Origin of the sequence: Nioella sp. (genome assembly GCF_964229645.1) — a bacterium.
In the GTDB taxonomy this organism is placed as follows: domain Bacteria; phylum Pseudomonadota; class Alphaproteobacteria; order Rhodobacterales; family Rhodobacteraceae; genus Nioella.
Genome location: NZ_CAXREX010000030.1, coordinates 1 through 20975, shown reverse-complemented (window position 1 = coordinate 20975; position 20975 = coordinate 1). Strand labels below are relative to the sequence as shown.

Below are 20975 nucleotides of genomic sequence, written 5' to 3'. Positions count from 1 at the left end.
CTGGAACCCTTATCTACCCTGCTGAGTGAAGATTCGGCCCAAGGGAGTCCGCCATGCTGGACCAAGCCAAAACCCACCTTCAGATCACCGGCCTGAGTTGCGCCGGATGCGTGCGCCGCGCTGAAACCGCGCTGGCCGGCGTGCCCGGTGTGATCAGCGCCGAGGTCAGCTTCGCCAGCGAAAGCGCCCAGGTTCAGCACGATCCTGCTGTCCGGGTGGAAGACCTGACAAAAGCTTTGGAAACAGCAGGTTATCCGGCAGCGCAAGCCGATGTGACGCTGTCGGTCGAAGGCATGAGCTGCGCATCCTGCGTGGGACGGGTCGAAAAGGCCCTGCAAGCGGCACCGGGCGTTCTGTCGGCCACGGTCAACCTGGCCACCGAAACCGCGCAGGTGCACTACCTGCTCGGCCAGACCGGCCCCGCCCAGATCGCCCGCGCCGCCACCGAAGCGGGCTATGCCGCGCGCGTGAAAGGGGATGCGGGTGACAGCGTGGACGACAGGAAAGCTCAGGAAATTCAGTCTCTTGCGCGCAAGACCCTGCTGGCCGCCGCACTCGTTCTGCCGGTCTTCATCGTCGAGATGGGCGGGCATCTTTTCCCCGCGCTGCATCATTTCGTGGCCATGTCGATCGGCGAACAGACCAGCCGCATCCTGCAATTCCTGCTGATCACCGCCACCCTCCTCGGCCCCGGCCGCCTCTTCTACACCCGCGGCCTGCCCGCGCTGTTCAAGGGCGCGCCCGACATGAACTCGCTGGTGGCGCTCGGCACGCTGGCCGCCTACGGCTATTCCACCGTCGCCACCTTCGCCCCGTCGCTGCTGCCCGAGGGCACGGCGCATGTCTATTTCGAGGCGGCAGGCGTCATCGTCGTGCTGATCCTCGTGGGCCGCTGGATGGAGGCCCGCGCCAAGGGCCGCACCGGCGAAGCGATCCGCAAGCTTCTGAATTTGCAGGCGAAAACGGCTCGCGTCGAACGGGGAGGTGAGGTCATCGATCTCGCCATCGAAGAGGTCGTGGCCGGTGACATCGTGCATGTGCGCCCGGGCGAGAAAATCGCCGTCGACGGGCGCGTGATCTCGGGCGAAAGCCATGTGGACGAGTCGATGCTGACGGGCGAGCCGATCCCGGTGCTCAAGACCCGCAAGGCCGAGGTCGTGGGCGGCACCGTCAATGGCGCAGGCGCGCTGACCTTCCGCGCCGAGCGCGTGGGCCGCGACACGATGCTGGCCCAGATCATCGCCATGGTCGAAGAGGCACAGGGCGCCAAGCTGCCCATCCAGGGCCTTGTCGACCGCATCACCGCGTGGTTCGTGCCCGCCGTCATCGCCGCCAGCTTGCTGACCGTGGCCGTGTGGCTGATCTTCGGCCCGTCGCCTGCACTCAGCCTTGCCCTCGTCGCGGGCGTATCGGTCATGATCATCGCCTGCCCCTGCGCCATGGGTCTGGCCACGCCGACCTCGATCATGGTGGGCACCGGGCGCGCGGCGGAAATGGGCGTTCTCTTTCGCCGGGGCGACGCGCTGCAAAGCCTTCAAGCCACGCAGATCGTGGCCTTCGACAAGACCGGAACGCTGACCGAAGGGCGCCCGGAACTGGCCACGATCACCCCTATCGGCATGACCGAGAAAGAGGTGCTGCGCCTTGTCGCCAGCGTCGAGGCAAAGTCCGAACATCCGATTGCCGCGGCTATCCTGCGCGCCGCCAAGGCGCGGGGGCTTGACCTGCGAGAGGCCGAGAGCTTCCGTTCGATTACCGGGCATGGGGCCGAGGCAATGGTCGCGGGCCGCAAGGTGCAGGTGGGTGCCGCCCGCTACATGGGCAGCGAGGGCATCCAGATCGCCCCGCTGGCGGACGAGGGCGAAGCACTGGCGCGCGATGGCAAGACCGTGCTCTTTGCCGCCGTGGACGGAGAGCTTTCCGCGATGCTGGCCGTGGCCGACCCGATCAAGCGCTCGACCCCCACGGCGCTGGCCGTTCTGCGCGACATGGGGCTGCAAACCGCGATGATCACCGGCGACAGCCCCGCCACGGCAGAGGCCATCGCGCGCGAACTTGGCATCGACCACGTGGTTGCGGGCGTCCTGCCCGAAGGCAAGGTCACGGCGCTGGAGCGTCTGCGCGGGCGCGGCCCGGTGGCCTTCGTGGGCGACGGCATCAACGACGCCCCGGCGCTGGCTGCCGCCGATGTTGGCATTGCCATCGGCACCGGCACAGACATCGCCATCGAGGCCGCCGACGTGGTGCTGATATCGGGCGATCTGCTGGGTGTTACCAACGCCCTGCGCATCAGCCAGCGCACCATCGCCAATATCCGCCAGAACCTCTTTTGGGCGTTTGGCTACAACGTGTTGCTGATCCCGGTCGCGGCTGGCGTCCTGTTCCCGCTGACGGGCATGATGCTGTCGCCCGCGCTGGCCGCAGGGGCCATGGCGCTTTCATCGGTCTTCGTGCTGTCCAACGCGCTGCGGCTCAGATGGGTGGGCGAGGCCCATGAGGGCAACGAGCCCCCCGTAGGCGGCACCGTCGCCCCAACCCCGGCCCCGGCAGCCGCCGAATAAGGAGACCCGTCGATGAATATCGGAGACGTGGCCGAGCGATCCGGCCTGCCACCAAAAACCATCCGCTATTACGAGGATATCGGCCTTGTCACGCCGCAGCGCTCGTCCAATGGCTATCGCAGTTTCCGCGAAAGCGATCTGCACAAACTGACCTTCCTGGGCCGGGCGCGATCCCTTGGCTTTTCCATCGAGGACTGCCGGGCGCTGCTGGCGCTCTACGAGGATGAAACCCGCGCCAGCGGCGACGTCAAGCGCATCGCCAAAGAGCACCTGACCCGGATTGACCGCAAGATCGAGGAACTGTCGGCCATGCGCAGCACGCTGTCCCACCTGGTCCATGCCTGCGCGGGCGATGACCGGCCCAACTGCCCGATCCTGAATGAGCTGGAACAGGGCTGACGCACCAGCCCAACGGTCTGACCTTTATCGAAAAACCCCGAACCGGCGGGCTTTGCTGTTGTCCTGTGACGACATCCGATCCATAGTTGACCTTGAAAATAGTTCATCGTGGATCAGTGCCCTTGGGTGTGACGAAACCTGACGTCAGCGCCGGTGCGATCCGGCTTGAGCTTGTCGAACTGTGCGAGGCGCAACAGTTTTCTTCGGCGCATTTGCGGCTGCTCGAAACCGGCTTCGATGCGGAAAGCCATCCCGGTCTTTGGGAATACCTCGAACGGCGCGCCGCGCGTGCGGGCGAACTATTGCTAGCCCACAGGCTGAGACAGGCGCTGCTGCGCGCCGGGGTCCGCAGCCCCGACATTGCCTTGCGCGAAGCACGTCACGCCCTGAAGGACAACCAACCAGACCGGGCCCGCGCCTATATCGAAGACCAGTTCGGCCACCTCCCCTCATCACCCGAGGCGCGCATCCTGCTTGGTGTTGCACTGGCCGCGAAGGACCGCGCGGCGGCCCTCGCTTGCCTCGACGGGGTGGAAAGCTCCGATGCCGACACCGCACTTCTGGCGGTGGACACATTGCGCGGAATCGGAGAACTGGCGCTGGCCCGCGCGCGTTGCGAGGCCGCGCAGGCGCGCTTTCCCGACGACAGGCGGTTTACCAACCGGCTGACCTGGATTGCGGAAGGCATGGGCGACCTGGCGACGGCCAGCGCCGTGGTTCAGGCCCAGTTGAGCGGCGACGCTGCCATGCGTGGCCAGGGGCTGACCCGCCTCGTGCGCCTTCACCGCAGGCTTGGGGACGAGGCAGGTGCCATGGCCCATGCCGCAACGCTTTTGAAAACGGAAACCAACCCGCTTCAGAAAATGCGCCTCGCCGTTCTGCTGGGACAGTCCCGCCTTTTGGAACAGCTGGTTTCGAGCCTGCCCGCCGATCCGGGGCTGACGGGCCGCGACGCCGAAGAGATCGCGGCGCTTTTGATGGATGAAGGCTGCGTCGGGCTGGTGCTGTGGCTATGGCGAGAAGGCATCCCGATCGGTGCTGCAGCCAAGAACCTTCTGCGTCGCAACGGGTTTGGTCCGGGATCCGCCCGGGCCATGCCAGGAGGGATGGAAGAGGCGCTGTCGATTTGCAGCCCCGAGATCCTCTTTCCCATCCGCGCCGGCAGCGACACCGAGGCCCTGCCGCCGGGCTGGCCGCCACGCCTGCGCGCCGAAGACCCGATCCTGCTGGTCAATTCCACCCTTGCCGCGGGCGGGGCCGAACGCCAGTTCGTGATGCTGGCACGCGCGCTGTGTGAAAACGGAATAGCCCCTGACCGGCTGCACGCGGCGCTGATGTCGATCGAGCGGGATCGGCGTCACGCCCATTTCGAGGACGACCTGAAGGCGCTTGGCATCCACGTGCATGACCTGTCGCGAATGACGGTCGATCCGCTGCTCTTGCCCGACGCGCAGCGCAACCGCATCGCCATGCTGCCAACGCCCCTGCGCGGCGATGTGCTGGCACTGTGGCAGCTTGCGCAGCGCCTCGGCCCGGCGGTGCTGCATGGCTGGCAGGACCGTTCGGCGATGGCGGCGGGGATCGTGGGCCAGATGCTGGCCATCCCGCGCATCGTGCTGAGCGCGCGCAACATGCGCCCCGAGAAACGCGGCGACAGCTCCACCCGTGTCTCGCGCGCCGTCTATCGCGAATTGATCAAGAGCCCGACCGTTCGGATGACGGCCAATGCCACGGCGGGCGCGCGCGACTACGAAGATTGGCTCGGCCTTCCGACGGGAAAGGTCGAGGTCCTTGCCTACGCAGTGGACGAGCGTCGCTTCTCGCCAGCCCCGGCCAAGGTCCGCGAGGATGGGCCCATCCGGCTGGTGGGGCTCTTTCGCATCGTGCCCAACAAGCGCCCGCTGCTGTGGCTGGAAACGGTGGCAGCGCTGCGTCAGCGCCACGGGATCGCGCTTGCCCCCCGGATCGTCGGCACCGGCCCCCTGATCGACGAGGTGAACCGGCAGGCGCTGCGCCTTGGGCTGGAGGACCTGCGGATCGACGCACCGCAGACCGATCCTTCCGGTATCTACCGCGACAGCGACGCGATGCTGCTGATGTCATCGGTCGAGGGCACCCCCAACGTGGTCCTCGAAGCCCAGGCCTGCGGCCTTCCGGTGGCGGCCTGCGATGTGGGCGGGGTGCGCGACGCGCTGCATCGCAGGGGGCCGGATGCAGGGCTATTGATGCGGGCGGACATCGGGGCAGAAGAGGCCGCCGATGCGCTGGCGGCCTGGCTGCCCGGCGCGCTATCCGCCCCGCGCGAGGGACGCGTGGCCTTCATACGGGAGCGTTACTCGATGAGCGCGCTGGCACAGCTTGCGCTCGATCTTTACGGGGGGACGTCATGACCGCGCCCCGCCCCATCCTGCTGCCTACCCCACAGGGGGACCCGCTGATCCAGTTGCTGGCAGAGCATGACGGGTTGGGGGGGCAGCACACGATGATCCTGCCCTCGCAAGAGGCCGCCCTGGCCCATTGGCCCGCGCTTGCAGCTCATGACGGCCCTGTGACCATCATCCTGCGTCGCGACGGTCGATCGACCGGGAAGGAATGGCAGGAAAGCCTAGATTTGCTGGCGACCTTGCTGGAGACCGGGCCGCAGGATGTCCGGCTTGCGGCGCTGACGGAACCCGCGGCCCAGGCCCTGTCGGACCGGATCGGGCGGCCTGTCTCTCCCCTGCCCCCGATGCCGAAACGTTATCACGGCCCGCGCCGCCTGCAGCTTCTGCAGGGCGACGGTCCGCTTCTGGTGCGGGAAGGCAATACGCCCCCGCTGCTGGCGCGACGCTACAACCTCGCGCGCTTGCGCCGTCTGGCGGGCCTTTCGGCAGAGGCCAGCGACCCGGACCTGATGGACCTTGCGGCCTTCGCCAATGGAGAGGGCACTTCGCCCTTGGCCACCACCGACCGACCGCCCGTCATCGTCATCGTGGTGCCCAACGGCATTGGCCTGGGGCACGTGACCCGCATGCTGGCGGTGGCCCGCAGCCTGCGTGACCGGGACGGCGCGCGGGTGCTCTTCTGGAGCTTTTCGCGCGCTGCGGGGATCATCGCGCGCCACGGCTTCGACGTCACCCTGCGCCAGACCGCGCAGCATCTTCAGGCCGACCCGGACGCCTGGCTGCGGTGGGAAAGCGAGGATTTCGCGGCAGCCCTTGCGGATGTCCAGCCAGACCTGGTGGTGCAGGATGGCAGCCAGGTCGACCGCTTCATCGTCGAGGCGATGGCCCGACCGGGCAGCGGCAGCGCCCGGTTGGCGCTGGTGCGACGCGGCATGTGGCAGCCGGGCGTGGGGCTCGATGCGCTGGAGGCCGAAACCCTCGTCGATCTGGTGATCGAGCCGGGTGACCTTGCGTCCGGGGACGACCGGGGCCTGACCCGCAACCGCCACGCGCGGACGGGCGGCTTCGCCACCATGGCGCGAACGGCCCCGGTCACGCTGACCCGGCCGGGGGACATGCTGGACCGCCGCGCCGCGCGCCGGGCGCTCGGACTTGGTCGGGGGCGGTTTTGCCTGGTCTCGCTTGGCGGCGATGCCTTCGGGGATTGGGAACTGCTGCTGCGCACGCTGGTGCATGAGGCGCAGACCGCCCGGACCACCCTTGTCTGGGCGCGATCCCCGCTGGCTGCCGAGGACCCGGAGCTTGCCGAGCGCACCGGCATGACCACGATCAGCCGCTACCCGCTCGCCCCCTGCCTTCAGGCCTTCGACGGGGTGATCTCGGCCGCGGGCTACAACAGCTTTCACGAACTGATGCAGCTTTACCGGGGTCCGGTGCTCTTCGCGCCCACGCGGCACGCGCAGCTTGACGATCAACCGGGTCGCGCCCAATACGCGGCGCGGCAGGGATGGGCGCTGGACCTGCCCGAAGCCGAAAGCCCCCTGCCCCAGGTCCGGCGCTTCTTCGACGCGCTGTGCGGCAAGGCATGTATCGACACCCGCCCTGACTGGCGCGATGGGGCGGCAGAACTGGCCCACGCGCTTCTGGCGCTTGCCGTGAACGGGAGGGCGCCATGACGGACAACGCCGACAGCCTGCAGGGCGCCCTTGGGCAGCTTGCGCGGGAAAACGCGGCGCTCAGGCAGCGGCTGGCCCGGCACGAGCTGCGCAGGCTGCTGGCCGAGCTTTCTGCCGATCCGCCCTTCGCGCTGGATATCGTCGATGTCGGGGCCGCCAGCGGCTGCGATTGGGCCGCAAGAGCCGCAGCCTCCAACCGCTTGCCGCGCCTTCCCTTGCCGTCGGGGGCGATCCAGAAGGAACGGCTGAGCAGCACCCTGCCTGCCATCGCGATCCATGACGAGGGGATGATGGGCAGCGCCCTGGCGAACGCGCTGGCCGGGCTGTTCAAGACCCAATACCAGACACCTTTCGCGCGGCTCTTGTTCCTGTGCTCCCACTACCAGGCGGTCCCGCTTCTGGGGCGCTATGGGTATGGGCTAGAACATATCGGCGAAAGGCCCCCAGAGGCAGAGCTTGAGCGGCTTCATGCCCGCCATGGCGTGACGCAGATCCGTGCGCTTGGATCGGGCAAGCTGATCGCGGAGCGCGCGGGGCCTAACCCCTGACCCGAGCGAGGCAGAAGAGGTTCTGCGTCTCGAAGTCCCGGTCGGTCAGGTAAGGATAGCGATCGCGGATCTCGTCTGTCAGGCGGCCAAGCCCGGTTTCCGGGCGCGAAGGCCGCTCGTCGCAGATTTCGATATCAAAGAACCGCTCGGTCAGGGCGATCAGGTCATCGAGCCGGATCCGGTTCAGCCCGCGCGCGATGTAGTGCTCGGGTGCGGGATCGTATTCCACATGGCCCCAATCCATCATCTCGGCCTGGGCAGGGTCGCCCGGCTTGATGTCGCTGACCCGCTTTGGCGGCAGGTGATGCCCGTTCCAGGCGTAGAAATTGTGGTGATTGTAGAGCAGCCGCCCCCCGGGCTTGAGCCTGCGCGCGATGGCCTCGAACACGCTGTCGATCTGCAGCAGGTGCTCGGTCACGTTGTGCAGGACGGCGATGTCGAACACACGGTCGTCGGGCAGATCCTGGATCGGGTCGGGGCGCACCTCCCACGGCTCCAGCATCCGGCCAAGTTCTGCCGGGGTCCAGCCAAAGGCCATTGTCTGAGCACGGGCGCTCAGGTTCTTCACCCGATCCCTGTTCAGGTCGATGATCGGGTCCAGCCCAAGATAGCTTTTTGCCCCGGCAGCAAGGTAGCCAAGCCCGTGCAGACCCGGCCCGCAGCCCACGTCGAGCACCGACTGACCGCGCACGTGATCCTGCACCTGGTTGGCCCAGTTCATGTAGCCGAAGGCATGCGCCCGCTCGATCACGTCGGGGTGGAAGGCGCGTGCGCGCCAGGGCTTGTCGGCATTGTTGATCCAGAAGGCGCGCAGGCTGAGCGCGGCGCTGGCCTTGAAAGATTTCGGAGCCGGGGGCAGCCCCCCCTTGGCATGCTGCACGGCCATGATCTCGGAAAACCAGGCAAGCTGCTCAGGGTCGATGCCAGACCGGGCGAGGTCCGGCTCCAGCCGGTCCCAGTCACGCAAGATCCGCCGGCTTGCTTCCATCCTGGCAAGCACCTCGTAGGCGTCGCCCCAAAGCCCCCGCTCCACCAGCCGCGCGATCAGGCCGAGCTGGTATGCGCCCAGATGCCCAAGACCCCCGTCAACCTTGCGCGCAGAAAGGCGCGCGGGCTCGATGGGTTGCTCCAGCAACTCGAGAAGCTCTGCGCTGTCGACATTCACCTCCAGAGCGAGGGAATTGCAGCCTCCTTCGGGATCGGCCTGCAAGAGCCGCATCGCCCCGGCAGTGATGAGATCTTGCACGAAGTCCATCATCTCGAAATAGCCGTGCGCATTGGCGTTCTTGATGACAAGGCGACTGCCCTCGCCCAGGCCGGTGGCCACAGCGCGCAGGCAGTCTGCCAGCGCCTCGGGTTTCTTGGGGCTGTCGATCATGCAAAACGCGATTGGCCCACCCTGCCAGCGAAAGGCCTCGAATGTGGCTTCGTGTGCTGTGACCTCCACCCCGCGCTCTGCCATCAGGTTTTCGAAGACGCCGCGAAAGCTGTCCCCTTTTTCAAGCAGACCCGGCACCCGCTTGGCATGATCTGCTGTCCAGATGAAGCTATCCACAACGTGCAGCTGCCCGGCTCGTGCTAGGACTTCGCTTACGCCCCCGAGCCATGGCCCGAGTTCGACCAGGGTCGCGTCCGGCGCGAGGTCGTTCAGAACCTCTTCAACCAGCGCCAGATCCGAATCAGACGTCATGCGTGGGGTGGAAGACACATTCCTGACACAATCCTGGACAGTCATGATAGTTGCTCCGCCTGATACTTAATATTGCCAACTATCTTACGGGTGTCTTTTGCAGAATTATATTCAGAATTTCGCATATCCTCCGATCTTTCGGCCCCGACAGACAGGACGTTGGACACCAAATACCTATCCGAACGGATAGGATTCTCCGCCAAATGAGGTATTGTGAGAATACGGAGAGCATGGCCTAACCTCCCCGGTTGGGGAAAAGCGGACAACAAATGAGCGAGCAGCCTTAGTTCTCCTGCCAAGACATGGATCGGACCTGTGCTGTCCGAACAACGCCTCCGAGAGACCATCGGAGGGCCGTAATTAGTGTGTACTTCGACAACAGTTGACAAATCGGCGGAGCAACAGGGATCGCTCTCGGTCCCGCCTTGCGAGGCAAAGTTGCCGCCCCAAAGTGGATGAGGGATGACATGAGAAAACTGACCAAGATGCTGACCACTGCGGCCCTGATTGCGGCTGTCGGATCTGCGGCCTCGGCGTCGACCTGTGCAGACCGGAACCACGTGGTTCAGCAGCTTAACCAGCGCTTCGGTGAAACGCTCTACGGCAACGCGCTGTCGCGCGACAATGCCGTGCTCGAGATCTATTCCAACAATACGCATACGTCCTGGACCATCTTGGTGACCTTGCCCGAACGTGGGCTGTCCTGCCTGGTGGCTTCGGGCAATGGCGAGCGCAGCCTTTCCGCGCATCTGAGCAACCTGTCGAGCTAAGCCAAGCGGCCCCGCTTCGCGCCTTCCATCAGGCGGAACCGGGGCCTGTTGCCATTAGCGCTGCTGACCCGGCGGCGGCGTGTTATCGCTGTTTTCCGCGTTATTGTTATCGCCAGACCCGCCAGGGGCGTCCTGGTCGCCATTCCCCCAGCCATTGTTCTCGTTGTCATAGTTGCCGTTGCCGTTGCCATTGCCGTTGTTGGCTAGCATCACCCAGTCATCGGCGCTTTCCAGGCTATCGGACTCGATCCCCATGGCTTCGGCCAGCGCCACGGCGCGCGTGGCAAGAAACCGGTCCAGCGTGGCGGAACTCGCTTCATCGGCCAACCGATCCATCCACATGGCATCCAACTGCGACCGGGCCTCGGGCCGGACTGCCGCGTAGCTGGCCAGGATCCGGGTTTCGAATTCCGGCCCCTGCCCCGCAGCCACCAGCCGCACAATCGTCGTCGGCAGTTGCGAGGGCTGCTGCATGGTTTCAAGGTCGCGACGGACATTGAGCCAGGCCAGTTCATTCGCGATCTGGTCTTCGACCGTGTAGGAACCGGTTGCCGTCCGCGTGGCCAGGGCAGAGCCCAGGATCACGAGTTTGACGATCTTCATTGCTCCGAGAAGTTTGCTTTTTCCTGCCATGACGTTCTTCCAATCCTGTCTGGCAATTCCATGTCCGGCCCCGCGTGACGGGGACCGGCGTTATCCGCGCGTACCCGCCAGCACGATCCCGGCGACCGAGAAGTCGTTGCTGCCGCCGAAGACCGAGACAAAGCTCAGCGCCGTGGCGGGGGTTGCGGGCGTGATGTCGACACCCAGTTCCCCGTTCGAGAGCGACCCGACGACCCGGCCATCTTCGGCCGTGTCGCGCAGGCTTTGCAGCAGGGCCTCATCATCGAGCGCAGCGAGGATCACGTTGGCGTTGTGGCTACCGGCCGAGAACAGGGGCACGTCGTTGAACCCGAGAATGATGTCGGTCAGATCGACCTCCGTGGTCTCGATCCCTTCGAAGATCGCCAGCTTGTCCTCGTCGATCTCGTCGATCGGGAAGGTCAGAAGCTCGGTCCGACCCCAGGAATTTGCGCCGGGGGCCACCACCGAGATGACGTTGTCGCGCACGACGATACGGCGATAGAGATCCCCGTCCTCGCGGAACTGCGACGACACGATCTGGTCGAACGGGTCTTGCGGCAGGATGTTCATACCGTCCACGGTCATATCGGAGACGATGGCTTCTCCGCGCATGAACTGAATACCGGCGGTTTCCACGTCTGGGTCACCAGCGGGATCATAACTGCCATAGCGGCGGTCTTCGCCGATAAAGAGATCGCTCAGCCAGACCCGTTCCACGGTTTCCAGCCCGTTAAAGGAGACGGTCAGCCGTTCATCGAAATCAATCTCGTCGTTCTGGCCACCTTCCAGCACCCCAAGACCATCCATCGGATCCCAATAGATGAGCGCGGGCACCCAGCCATCTCCGGCGACGTCGCGACGTTCAGCCGTAATGGTCACGCCCTCAACGGTGCAAGTCGGCTGCGAAAAGCACAAACCGAACGCCAAAGACCGAAAGTCGATCTGCGCGGAAAGGTCTTGATCAATAAGCGCGGCAGCCGCTTCCTGCGCTGTCGCGTAAGAGGGGACCGTTGCCAAAAGCAATCCAAGGCCAACTGTTGAACTGAAAAACCTGACACCCATGGCTTTCTCCCAAAGAAGAGCAAACGTTTGTGTGTCCTGGTGCGATGATCGCCTTCGCTCCAACTGGTTACCCGATGCGACGCTACTGGGGATTGAGGCTCCCTGGTGCCGAAAGTTAGACACCTTTAATCTTCGCACACAGGAATTACACATATATTCCAGCGATCGACCGTCAGATAATACTTTGACATAGATCAAGAAAGCCATACTCACTAAAGATATTCGAGCTAGCCTGCCGGACATATTTCTGCCCAAATCCTGCCACAAACACTTGATTGCGTTCGGCAATTATTGCTCTAACGGGTATTTGACGTATCCTTCGATTCTTTCTGTAGAAAATATGGAAATTCTTCGTTCACGAATCAGAAACAATCCTTCTTCACGGCGCCGAACAGGCCGAATCCGAGTCTAGGCCCGCCGCATCGAAAGACTGATTCGGAGCGAGGCTCCGATCGATTCGACACCCGAAGCATGGCGGTCGATCCGGACCGTGGCGACTGACACAGAGGTTTCACAAATCGAATATTTTCCCGCTGCATGCAGAGCGGGGAAAGGCTTTTTCCGTCCTTTCGCAAAGGAGAAAATCGGCCAGGATTTGTCGCCTCCGGTGCATCGACATCCGCGCCGGCATGGTTACTGTAAGGCAAAGACGCCGGGCCGCCTGCCACGCCCGGCGCACCAGTCAGGGAGTTCGCATGAAATATCATAGACCTTCGAGTTTCGAAGAGGCCGCGGCCATTGCCGCCGGGGCCTCGGGCGTCACGCGGTTCCTCGCCGGAGGAACAGACGTTCTGGTGCAATTGCGCGCCGATATCGTGACTCCCGATGATCTGATCGACATCAAGCATATCTCGGGCGTGAAAGAGATCACGCGCACCGCCGATGGTGGCTGGCGCCTTGGCGTGGCCGTGGCCGGTGCCGAGATGACCGAACATGCGGAGCTTTCGGCCGATTGGCCCGGACTCGTCGAAGGGATGGACCTGATCGGGTCAACCCAGGTGCAGGGCCGCGCGACGCTGGTTGGCAATCTCTGCAACGGCTCTCCGGCTGCCGACAGCGTGCCGGGCATGATCGCGGCAGGCTGCACCGTCACCGTGACCGGCCCAAGCGGCAGCCGCGAAGTCGCGGTGGAAGACATCCCAGCCGGCCCCGGCAAGACAACACTGGCCAAGGGTGAGTTGATCACCGGCGTGACGATCCCCGCGCGGGGGCAGAATGGCGGTGACGCCTACCTGCGCTTCATTCCGCGCACGGAAATGGACATTGCCGTCGTGGGCTGCGCGGTGAACCTGCGCCTTGATGGCGACACGGTGACAGAGGCGCGCGTCTCGCTCGGTGCGGTTGCCCCCACGGCGTTGCTGGTGAACGAGGCCGCCGAAGCGATCATCGGCACCACGCTCGATGATGCCGCGCTCGACGCGCTGGCCACGGCGGCCTCTGCCGCCTGTGCCCCCATCACCGACAAACGCGGCACGATCGAGTTCCGCACCCATGTGGCCGGGGTTCTGGCCAAGCGGGCCGCGAAAATCGCCTATGCCCGCGCGAAAGGAGAAAGCGCATGACCAAGCGTATTCACGTCAGCGCAACCGTGAACGGCGACGAGGTCGATTACCTGTGCGATCCGCGCGAAACCCTGCTCGACTGCCTGCGCGACCACCTGGGCGTGATGGGCGTGAAGGAAGGATGCGGCACCGGCGACTGCGGGGCCTGCTCGGTCACGCTCGACGGGCGGCTCGTCTGTTCCTGCCTCGTATTGGGCGTCGAGGCCGATGGCGCCGAGATCGGCACCGTGGAAGGCATCGCCGAGGGCGAAACCCTGCACCCGCTGCAACGCAAGTTCATCGAGCATGCGGCGCTGCAATGCGGGATCTGCACACCCGGCATCCTGGTCGCGGCCAAGAACCTTCTGGAACGGAACCCCGACCCGACGGAAACGGAAATTCGCTACTGGCTGGCCGGCAATCTTTGCCGCTGCACCGGCTATGACAAGATCGTGCGCGCCGTGATGGATGCGGCTGCGGAAATGCGGGAGGCGTTGTGATGGCTCTGGACGGACAGAAGACGGACTACAAGTATATCGGCACCCGCCCCGACCGCCCCGACGGGCTCGACAAGGTGACAGGCCGCGCGCGTTATGGCGCAGACATTTCCGTGCCCGGCATGTTGCACGGCGCCGTTGTGCGCAGCCCCCACGCCCATGCGAAGATCGTGAAGATCGACGCCACCAGGGCGCTGGCGCTCGACGGCGTGAAGGCGGTGATCACCCGCGCCGACTTCCCCGAGGGGCTGGAGGGCGAGGCCTGGGACCTGCAGGAAAACTGCATGGCGGGCGAAAAGGCGCTCTATGACGGGCACGCCGTTGCCGCCGTCGCCGCCACCACGCCGCTGATCGCCCGCGATGCAGCGAAGCTCATCGAAGTGACCTACGAAGTGCTGCCCCATGTCACCGACGTGGATGCCGCCATGGCCGAGGGCGCGCCGGTGATCCGCGAAGGGGCTGCCGATTTCTCGGTGCCCGAGGGGATGCATCCCAACGTGGTGCGTTATTTCGACTCGGGCCGGGGCGACCTGGAGAAGGGCTTTGCCGAAGCCGACCTTGTGATCGAGCGCACCTTCAAGACCGAGGCCGCGCATCAGGGGTATATCGAACCCCATGCCTGCCTTGGCCAGATGGGTGCAGACGGTCGGGGTGAGCTGTGGGTCTGCACCCAGGGCCACTGGTTCATGCGCCGCATGTCGACCGCTGTCCTGGGGATAGAGACCACCAATATCCGCGTGACGCCCTCGGAAATCGGCGGCGGTTTCGGCGGCAAGACCACGATCTTCATCGAACCCCTGTCGCTGGCGCTGAGCCGCAAGGCGGGCGGAAAGCCGGTCAAGATGGTGATGACGCGCAACGAGGTGCTGCGCGCAACGGGCCCGACCGCCTCGGCCTCGATGGACGTCAAGATCGGCATGACAAAGGAGGGCAGGATCACTGCGGCAAGCGGTGTCTTCCGCATGCAGGGCGGCGCTTTCCCCGGCGCGCCCGTGGACGTGACGACCATGCTCGCCTTCGCCAACTACGATATCGAGCATGTCCATCACACCGGTTATGACGTGATGTCGAACCGGCCCCGGCAGGCGGCCTATCGCGCGCCGGGCGCGCCGATGGCGGCCTTTGCCACCGAAAGCGTGATCGACGAACTCTGCCGCGAACTGGGGCTCGACCCGATCGACACGCGCCTGAAGAACGCCGTGAAGGAAGGCACCCGCGCGACCTTCGGGCCCAAATACGGCCCCATCGGCTTCGTCGAAACGCTGGAAGCGGCCAAGGCGCATCCCAACTATAGCGTGCCGCTCGGCCCCAACCAGGGGCGTGGCGTGGCCTCGGGCTACTGGATGAACTGGGGCGGCGAAACCTCTGCCTCCGTTGCGATTTCCGAGGACGGGACGGTGACGGTCTCGGTCGGCACCCCCGATATCGGCGGCAGCCGCGCCTCGATGGCGCTGATGGCGGCAGAGGCCTTTGGCATCCCCTATGAGAACGTGCGCGTGAACGTGTCGGACACCGGCGCGCTTGGCGTGAACGAACCCACCCATGGCAGCCGCGCGACCTATGCCTCGGGGCTGGCCACGATCCGGGCGGCCGAGGAATGCATCGGCAAGCTGTGCAAGCGCGCCGCGGACAAGTGGGGCATCGACGCGGAGGCGGTGATCTGGGAAGAGGGCTGCGCCAAGCCCTCTGGCCCCAATGCGGGCGAGTTCGAGCCGATCAGCATCGCGGAGCTGGCGGGCGAAATGGGCTCGACCGGCGGGCCGATCTCGGGCCATTACGAGGACAGCCCCACGGGCTTTTCCGGCAGCTTCGGCACCCATGTGGTTGATGTGGAGGTGGACCCGGAAACGGGCCGCACCACCGTCCTGCGCTACCTGGTGGTGCAGGACGCGGGCAAGGCCATTCACCCTGCCTATGTCGAAGGCCAGTTCCAGGGCGGCGCGGCGCAGGGCATCGGATGGGCGCTGAACGAGGAATACATCTATGGCGAGGACGGGCGGTTGCAGAACCCGGTCTTCCTCGACTACCGGATTCCCGTCGCCTCGGACCTGCCGATGATCGACACCGTGATCGTCGAAGTGCCGAACCCCGGTCACCCCTACGGGGTGCGCGGCGTGGGCGAAACCGGCATCACGCCGCCTTTGCCCGCGATTGCCAATGCCGTGCGCGACGCCACCGGCAAGCGCATCTGCGAGCTGCCGCTGCGCCCCTCGCGCGTTCTGGCGGCGATCCAGGGCAAGGGCTGATGGCCGAGGTCCACCTGTGGTCAGGGCTGCGCGCCCTGGCCGACGGAAAAGACATGGTCGAAGTTGACGGGGCGACCGTCGGCCAGGTGCTGGATGCGCTCATCAAGGCGCATCCGGGGTTGGAACCCGCGCTGAAGCGGGGTGTGTCGGTCGCCGTCGATGGCACCATCGTTCCCAACAGCCGCAATCACCCGGTCGGGCCGGAGAGCGAGGTCTTCCTGCTGCAAAAGCCCGCCGGGGGTTGAGATGGGCGTCGCCGCGCCCTGCGGGCCGCGGCGACACCGCGCGATCCGACGCGGATCGCGGGCGTTTTCCGCAGCGGAAAACGTTTGGGGGCGCTGCCCCCGCCGCCTGGCGGCGACTCCCCCGGGATATTTTCAGAACAATGAAGCGGTCAGCGACAGGTCAGGGCCGAGGCCAGCGCATCCGACGACCAGGGTCCAAGATCGCGAGAGACGAGCCTGTTGCCATCGAGGCGCGTGGCCAGAAGGCGGGACCAGTCCGTGTCGGCGGTCAGAATCTCCGGCCCCGTTGCGCAGTCGCGCAGGGCTGAAGATATCCTGCCCTCGCCGATACGGTGATTGGTCAGGCCGGCAACCGCGGCCACCTCGGTGAGCGTCCCATCCTGATATCGCCAGACCCGGAGCGTGCGGGCCAGGTGGGGGCGGTCGACATAGGCAATCTCAATGCGCCCGTCGCGATCCAGGTCAGCCGCCCCGACGATTGCCAGCCAGCGATGCGGGCGGCCGATATAAGGGGAAGTGGCTGCGAGCACGAGTTCCGTTCCGCTCCAGCGGTAGACGGCAAGCTGTGCGCCGAGTTGGCGGTGGCTGCGCGCCACGATGACCTCGTTCGTGCCATCGCCGTCGAGATCGGCGAGGCGCGGGGCCACGTCTTCGAACACATGATCAGCGTCAAGCGTCAGCGCGTGACCGCAGAGCCCGCGATTGCCCGGCGCATTGACCCAGAGCGTTTCGGGCTCATGCTGCCGCCCCAGCACGAAATGGCGGTAGCGCGTGACAGGATCGTCGAACCAGGCCCGGGCGATGGCGCCACCCGTGTCCGGATCCACCGTCAGGCTGGCCGGGTAAGCGGTCTGGCTGGCGGGATCCACCGTGCAGGCTCCGGCGCCGCCGGCCACGAGCGCCCAAAGCGAGAGGGCCAGCGCATGTGCCAGCCCCCGCCTCATCAGATCTGCTTTTCGGGCATGCGCACAATGAGCCCGTCCAGTTCGTCTGTCACTTTCAACTGGCAGGTCAGGCGCGAGAATTCGTCCGGCTCGTAGGCGAACTCCAGCATGTCCTCTTCCATCGCATCCATCGCCGGCAGCTTGTCCTTCCAGGACGCGTCCACATGCACGTGGCAGGTCGAGCAGGCGCAGGCGCCGCCGCAATCGGCCTCGATGCCGGGGATGTTGTTGTCGCGCGCGCCTTCCATCACGGTCAGCCCGTTGGGGACGTCGACGACATGTTCGGTGCCGCCGAACTCGATATAGGTAATTTTCGCCATGGTCTTGCCGATCCTCAATCTTGCGTCCGGCCTTAGGTAGCGGCCCGATTCCCGCTTTGCCAGCCTGAATGCGTCACTTTTTCGAGGGAAATTCGTCAGCTTGCGCCGTCACGCTCGTGTTCTATATTTGTTCCCATGGAGCCCGCTATCCGCCCCCCCGACTGGCCGCGCCCCCCCGTGGCGCTGCCCCATGCCTGGCTAAACCGGCCACCGCAGAACGCGCGGGTGACCGTGGCCGGGCTGGTCCTTGTGCGCCAGCGGCCCGGCACTGCCAACGGGGTCATCTTCCTGACGCTGGAGGACGAGACCGGCACCTGCAACGTGGTGGTCTGGCGCAAGGTTTACGAACGGTTTCGCCGGGCGGTGGTGGCCGGGCGACTTCTGCGCGTCACGGGCCGGGTGCAGCACGGGCACGGGGTGATCAACGTCATCGCCGAAGAGGTGGAGGATATCTCGCCCATGCTGGATGCGCTTCTGGCGCGCCCCGAGGGTTGAGCGCTTTGCCTCGGGCCGAAAACCCTGTATCCTATGCGCAACCGACGGCCCGAGAAACAGCGGCCGCACCCCGAGCAGATCCAAGGCGACCTGATGAAACCGACCCCTTTGCTGATCGCGGGCCTTCTGGGCCTCGCTGCCTGCGGGCCCATGCCCGGGGCAGAGGTGTCGCGTCTTCTGGAACAGGACGGCACCATCGTCACGCGCGGCGAGGGCCCCGAGAACGCCCGCGCCGATGCCTGCTACGCGCAGGACGTGACCCCGGCGGTGATCGAGACAGTGACCGAACAGGTTCTGGTGCAACCGCCCGAGATTGCCGCCGACGGGTCCGTGCGCGCGCCCGCGATCTACCGCACCGATACGCGCCAGCGCATCGTCGAGGAACGGCGCGAGATCTGGTTCGAAACCCCCTGCGCCGCGCAGGATGATCCGGCCTTCATCGCCACCGTTCAACGGGCGCTCGACGCTCGTGGCCTCTATCACGGCGCGATCACCGGAGAGATGGACCGGCGCACCCGCGCCGCCATCCGCGAGTTCCAGCGCCCGCAGGGGCTCGACTCCGGGGTTCTGTCGCTGGCGGCGGCGCGGCTCCTGGGGCTGGCCGTGTGGGACCCGGAAGCGGCCCGCAGCGCGCTGGAGTCCGACGCCGACTGACACGAGCGGCCCATATGGCTCCTTGACACGACTCATTTTTGATATTGATGTCAATTTCAGAAATGGAGATGCCATGCCTGCCCCTGCCCTGAAGACCGAGGATGATCCCGATCGCTACGGCTCTGCCCTGCTTGCGGGCGCGCGGACCGGGGCCAAGGCTGCGCGCACCAGGGCCAGGGTGCAGGCGGCGCTGTGCAGCCTTCTTGACGAGATCCCGACGGGCGATCTGAAAGTGGCCGATATCGCCCGCAGGGCGGGCAGCGCCCACGGCACGTTCTACACCTATTTCCCCGATACGCGCGCCGCCCTTGCCGAAACCCTCACGGGCTTCGTGGGCTTTCTTCAGGCCCGCATGCGAGAGGCGTCGCGCGCAGGCCAGACGCCCGCCGACCGCTCTCACCAGACGACGGCGGCCTACCTTCGGCTCTTCGAGGCCAACAAGGGGCTGATGCGCTGCCTCGTGACCCGGATGGAGGCCTTCCCCGAGGCCAGCGCCGCCTTCGAACGGCTCAACGCCGAGTGGACTGGCACGGTGGTCGCGGCATGGGAAAAGCGCGGAGACACCCCGCGCGACGAGCTCACGCGCCGCGCCCATGCGCTTGGCGGCATGGTCGACCAATACCTGATCACGCTGCATTTCGGCTCCGATCCGCTGGTGCGCGAGATCAGCCAGGACCGGGCCGCTCTGACCCGGACATTGACCCATATCTGGGAAAGGGGGATGGGCGGATGAGCCTGATCGACGGGGCCGAGTTTCTATCGGCAGGGGAATTGCTGCCCGCGCAGCAGGATGCATGGGCCGCGCAGCGCGCCCATGTGGCCGGGAATTCAGCGTTTTATCAGGCACTCTGGAAGGGGGTCACACCGCCAGAGGACCTTCGGGACCTGCCCGCGCTGCCCTTGTCGGACAAGGCGGGGCTGCGCCTGTCCCAGGCCGCGCACCCGCCCTTCGGTGACTACCTCGCCGCACCGCGCCGTCAGGCCAACCGCCTGCACCGGACCTCGGGCACCACGGGGCAGGCCATGAACCTCGCCATGTCGGCGCGCGACAGCGCCATCACCGGCACCGTAGGCGGACGCTGCCAGTCCTCTGCCGGGCTGACGCCCGATCACACGGTGGTGCATTGCCTGAACTACCAGATGTGGATGGGTGGCGTGACCGATCACATGACGCTGGAGGCCACCGGTGCGCTGGTGGTGCCCTTCGGCGTCGGATCGACCGAGCTTCTGATCCGCACGATCCAGGAGGTCGGCATCAACGCAATCTCCTGCACGCCTTCCTACCCCGCCGTTCTGGAACGGGTGCTGGAGGGGATGGGGATGCGCCCGCGTGATCTTGGCCTGAAGCTGGGGCTGTTCGGCGGGGAACCGGGGCTCGATGACCCGGCCCTGAGGGATCGCATCCGCGAGACCTGGGGGATGGAGCCGCGAAACGCCAATTACGGCGTGTCGGATGTGTTTTCCAACTTCGCCGCGCAATGTGAACATGACACGCGGCTGCATTACATGGCCGCCGATGTCCTGTGGCCGGAACTGATCGACCCCGAAACCAAGGCCCCGCTGCCGATCGCGGCGGGCGTGGAAGGCGAACTGGTGCTGACGCACCTCGCGCGCGACTGTCAGCCGCTGGTCAGGTTCCGCACCGGCGACATCATCGCCATCGACGAGACCGAGCCTTGCCAATGCGGGCGCCACGGCTTCCGCTTCCGCGTGGTGGGGCGCAGCGACGACATGGTGGTGGTGCGGGGGCTGAACCTCTTCCCCACCATGGTCGCCGCGGTTCTAAGCGGAATGGAGGCCCTGTCAGGCGACTACCGGATCGTGCTGGACGCCCCGCCGCCCTATGACGCCCTGCCGATCACGGTGGAACTGGCGAAAGGGCGCGAAACCAGCGACGCGCTGAAGGCCGAGGTCGAAGCCGCCATGAAACGCAACCTCGGGGCCACGGCACGGGTCACGCTGGTGCCGCATGGGACCTTCCCCGTGACCGAAGGCAAGACCAAACGCGTGCTGAGGGAGTATTGAGATGACCGGTTTCACCTATGACACGGTGCGAAGCGATCTTATAGAAGATGGCGTCAGACGGATTGCCCTCAATCGCCCCGAGCGGCTGAACGCCATGAACCCCGCGCTGATCCGTGACGTGACCCGCGCCTTCGACGATGCCAATGCCTGCCCGCATACCCGCGCGATCATCTTCACCGGCGAGGGTCGTGCCTTTTGCGCGGGCGACGACCGGCAGGATCATGCCCACCCCGAAAGCGAGGCCGAGGCGCGGGCGCTGGTCGATCTCATACAGGCCGCGACGCGGGCGATCTG

At 65.7% G+C, this 20975-nt stretch carries 20 protein-coding genes; 15 read left to right on the top strand and 5 right to left on the bottom strand.

The genetic code is table 11. The features are described 5' to 3' along the window. Nucleotides 1–53: 53 nt before the first annotated feature. The 5 genes from ACEQXV_RS02215 (at nucleotide 54) to ACEQXV_RS02195 (ending at nucleotide 7568) form a co-directional block, all read left to right on the top strand. Nucleotides 54–2561 (top strand): heavy metal translocating P-type ATPase, encoded by a 2508-nt coding sequence (locus tag ACEQXV_RS02215; RefSeq protein WP_370267688.1) that lies wholly within the window; start codon nucleotides 54–56, stop codon nucleotides 2559–2561. Between the two features lie 12 nt (nucleotides 2562–2573). Next, the gene (gene cueR / locus ACEQXV_RS02210) at nucleotides 2574–2960 is read left to right on the top strand and encodes a Cu(I)-responsive transcriptional regulator (RefSeq protein ID WP_370267687.1); all 387 of its coding nucleotides are present in this window, start codon (nucleotides 2574–2576) and stop codon (nucleotides 2958–2960) included. A 128-nt stretch (nucleotides 2961–3088) separates the two neighbouring features. Next, nucleotides 3089–5350, top strand: coding sequence for a glycosyltransferase (locus ACEQXV_RS02205; protein ID WP_370267686.1), 2262 nt, complete (start codon nucleotides 3089–3091; stop codon nucleotides 5348–5350). Continuing rightward, a complete protein-coding gene (locus tag ACEQXV_RS02200; RefSeq protein ID WP_370267684.1) occupies nucleotides 5347–7020 on the top strand; it encodes a hypothetical protein in 1674 nt (557 codons plus the stop codon). Before ACEQXV_RS02205 ends, ACEQXV_RS02200 begins: the two co-directional genes overlap by 4 nt. Then, nucleotides 7017–7568: a hypothetical protein gene (locus ACEQXV_RS02195; RefSeq protein WP_370267683.1), complete on the top strand. Its 552-nt coding sequence runs from the start codon at nucleotides 7017–7019 to the stop codon at nucleotides 7566–7568. The genes ACEQXV_RS02200 and ACEQXV_RS02195 overlap by 4 nt, the downstream gene beginning before the upstream one ends. Here the strand turns inward: ACEQXV_RS02195 and ACEQXV_RS02190 are convergent. Next, nucleotides 7558–9258: a methyltransferase domain-containing protein gene (locus tag ACEQXV_RS02190; protein ID WP_370267682.1), complete on the bottom strand. Its 1701-nt coding sequence runs from the start codon at nucleotides 9256–9258 to the stop codon at nucleotides 7558–7560. The genes ACEQXV_RS02195 and ACEQXV_RS02190 overlap by 11 nt on opposite strands. A gap of 467 nt (nucleotides 9259–9725) precedes the next feature. Between ACEQXV_RS02190 and ACEQXV_RS02185 the strand changes: the two genes are divergently transcribed. Next, on the top strand, nucleotides 9726–10028 hold the full coding sequence (locus ACEQXV_RS02185) for a hypothetical protein (RefSeq protein WP_370253785.1): 303 nt from the start codon (nucleotides 9726–9728) through the stop codon (nucleotides 10026–10028). A gap of 54 nt (nucleotides 10029–10082) precedes the next feature. Here the strand turns inward: ACEQXV_RS02185 and ACEQXV_RS02180 are convergent, their stop codons facing one another. Then, nucleotides 10083–10631 carry a hypothetical protein gene (locus tag ACEQXV_RS02180; RefSeq protein WP_370267681.1) on the bottom strand — a complete coding sequence of 183 codons (549 nt, stop codon included), beginning with the start codon at nucleotides 10629–10631 and terminating at the stop codon, nucleotides 10083–10085. Between the two features lie 90 nt (nucleotides 10632–10721). Further along, the gene (locus tag ACEQXV_RS02175) at nucleotides 10722–11486 is read right to left on the bottom strand and encodes a hypothetical protein (RefSeq protein WP_372525078.1); all 765 of its coding nucleotides are present in this window, start codon (nucleotides 11484–11486) and stop codon (nucleotides 10722–10724) included. A gap of 923 nt (nucleotides 11487–12409) precedes the next feature. Here ACEQXV_RS02175 and ACEQXV_RS02170 point away from each other — a divergent pair. From ACEQXV_RS02170 to ACEQXV_RS02155, 4 genes are read left to right on the top strand one after another with little or no spacing between them, the layout of a single operon-like run. Continuing rightward, nucleotides 12410–13276 carry a xanthine dehydrogenase family protein subunit M gene (locus ACEQXV_RS02170; RefSeq protein ID WP_370253782.1) on the top strand — a complete coding sequence of 289 codons (867 nt, stop codon included), beginning with the start codon at nucleotides 12410–12412 and terminating at the stop codon, nucleotides 13274–13276. After that, nucleotides 13273–13755, top strand: a complete 483-nt coding sequence (locus ACEQXV_RS02165; RefSeq protein WP_370267678.1) for a (2Fe-2S)-binding protein — start codon at nucleotides 13273–13275, stop codon at nucleotides 13753–13755. Before ACEQXV_RS02170 ends, ACEQXV_RS02165 begins: the two co-directional genes overlap by 4 nt. Continuing rightward, nucleotides 13755–15998, top strand: a complete 2244-nt coding sequence (locus ACEQXV_RS02160; protein WP_370267677.1) for a xanthine dehydrogenase family protein molybdopterin-binding subunit — start codon at nucleotides 13755–13757, stop codon at nucleotides 15996–15998. Before ACEQXV_RS02165 ends, ACEQXV_RS02160 begins: the two co-directional genes overlap by 1 nt. Then, nucleotides 15998–16243 carry a MoaD/ThiS family protein gene (locus ACEQXV_RS02155; protein WP_370267676.1) on the top strand — a complete coding sequence of 82 codons (246 nt, stop codon included), beginning with the start codon at nucleotides 15998–16000 and terminating at the stop codon, nucleotides 16241–16243. Before ACEQXV_RS02160 ends, ACEQXV_RS02155 begins: the two co-directional genes overlap by 1 nt. Nucleotides 16244–16392: 149 nt before the next feature. On the opposite strand, the gene ACEQXV_RS02150 is transcribed toward ACEQXV_RS02155, so the two are convergent. Together ACEQXV_RS02150 and ACEQXV_RS02145 are read right to left on the bottom strand one after the other, a co-directional pair. Then, the gene (locus tag ACEQXV_RS02150; protein ID WP_370267674.1) at nucleotides 16393–17187 is read right to left on the bottom strand and encodes an FG-GAP repeat domain-containing protein; all 795 of its coding nucleotides are present in this window, start codon (nucleotides 17185–17187) and stop codon (nucleotides 16393–16395) included. After that, nucleotides 17187–17507, bottom strand: a complete 321-nt coding sequence (locus ACEQXV_RS02145) for a 2Fe-2S iron-sulfur cluster-binding protein (RefSeq protein ID WP_370267673.1) — start codon at nucleotides 17505–17507, stop codon at nucleotides 17187–17189. Before ACEQXV_RS02145 ends, ACEQXV_RS02150 begins: the two co-directional genes overlap by 1 nt. Before the next feature lie 135 nt (nucleotides 17508–17642). On the opposite strand from ACEQXV_RS02145, the gene ACEQXV_RS02140 reads away from it, so the two are divergent. From ACEQXV_RS02140 to ACEQXV_RS02120, 5 genes are all read left to right on the top strand, one after another. Further along, nucleotides 17643–18002: an OB-fold nucleic acid binding domain-containing protein gene (locus ACEQXV_RS02140; RefSeq protein WP_370267672.1), complete on the top strand. Its 360-nt coding sequence runs from the start codon at nucleotides 17643–17645 to the stop codon at nucleotides 18000–18002. Between the two features lie 93 nt (nucleotides 18003–18095). Then, complete coding sequence (locus ACEQXV_RS02135; RefSeq protein WP_370267670.1) at nucleotides 18096–18656, top strand: peptidoglycan-binding protein; 561 nt, start codon at nucleotides 18096–18098, stop codon at nucleotides 18654–18656. Between the two features lie 73 nt (nucleotides 18657–18729). Further along, nucleotides 18730–19389, top strand: a complete 660-nt coding sequence (locus tag ACEQXV_RS02130) for a TetR/AcrR family transcriptional regulator (protein WP_370255090.1) — start codon at nucleotides 18730–18732, stop codon at nucleotides 19387–19389. Continuing rightward, nucleotides 19386–20681 carry a phenylacetate--CoA ligase family protein gene (locus ACEQXV_RS02125; RefSeq protein ID WP_370267668.1) on the top strand — a complete coding sequence of 432 codons (1296 nt, stop codon included), beginning with the start codon at nucleotides 19386–19388 and terminating at the stop codon, nucleotides 20679–20681. The genes ACEQXV_RS02130 and ACEQXV_RS02125 overlap by 4 nt, the downstream gene beginning before the upstream one ends. Before the next feature lies 1 nt (nucleotide 20682). Continuing rightward, the coding region (locus ACEQXV_RS02120; protein WP_370267666.1) for an enoyl-CoA hydratase/isomerase family protein at nucleotides 20683–20975 on the top strand (293 nt) is incomplete at its 3' end.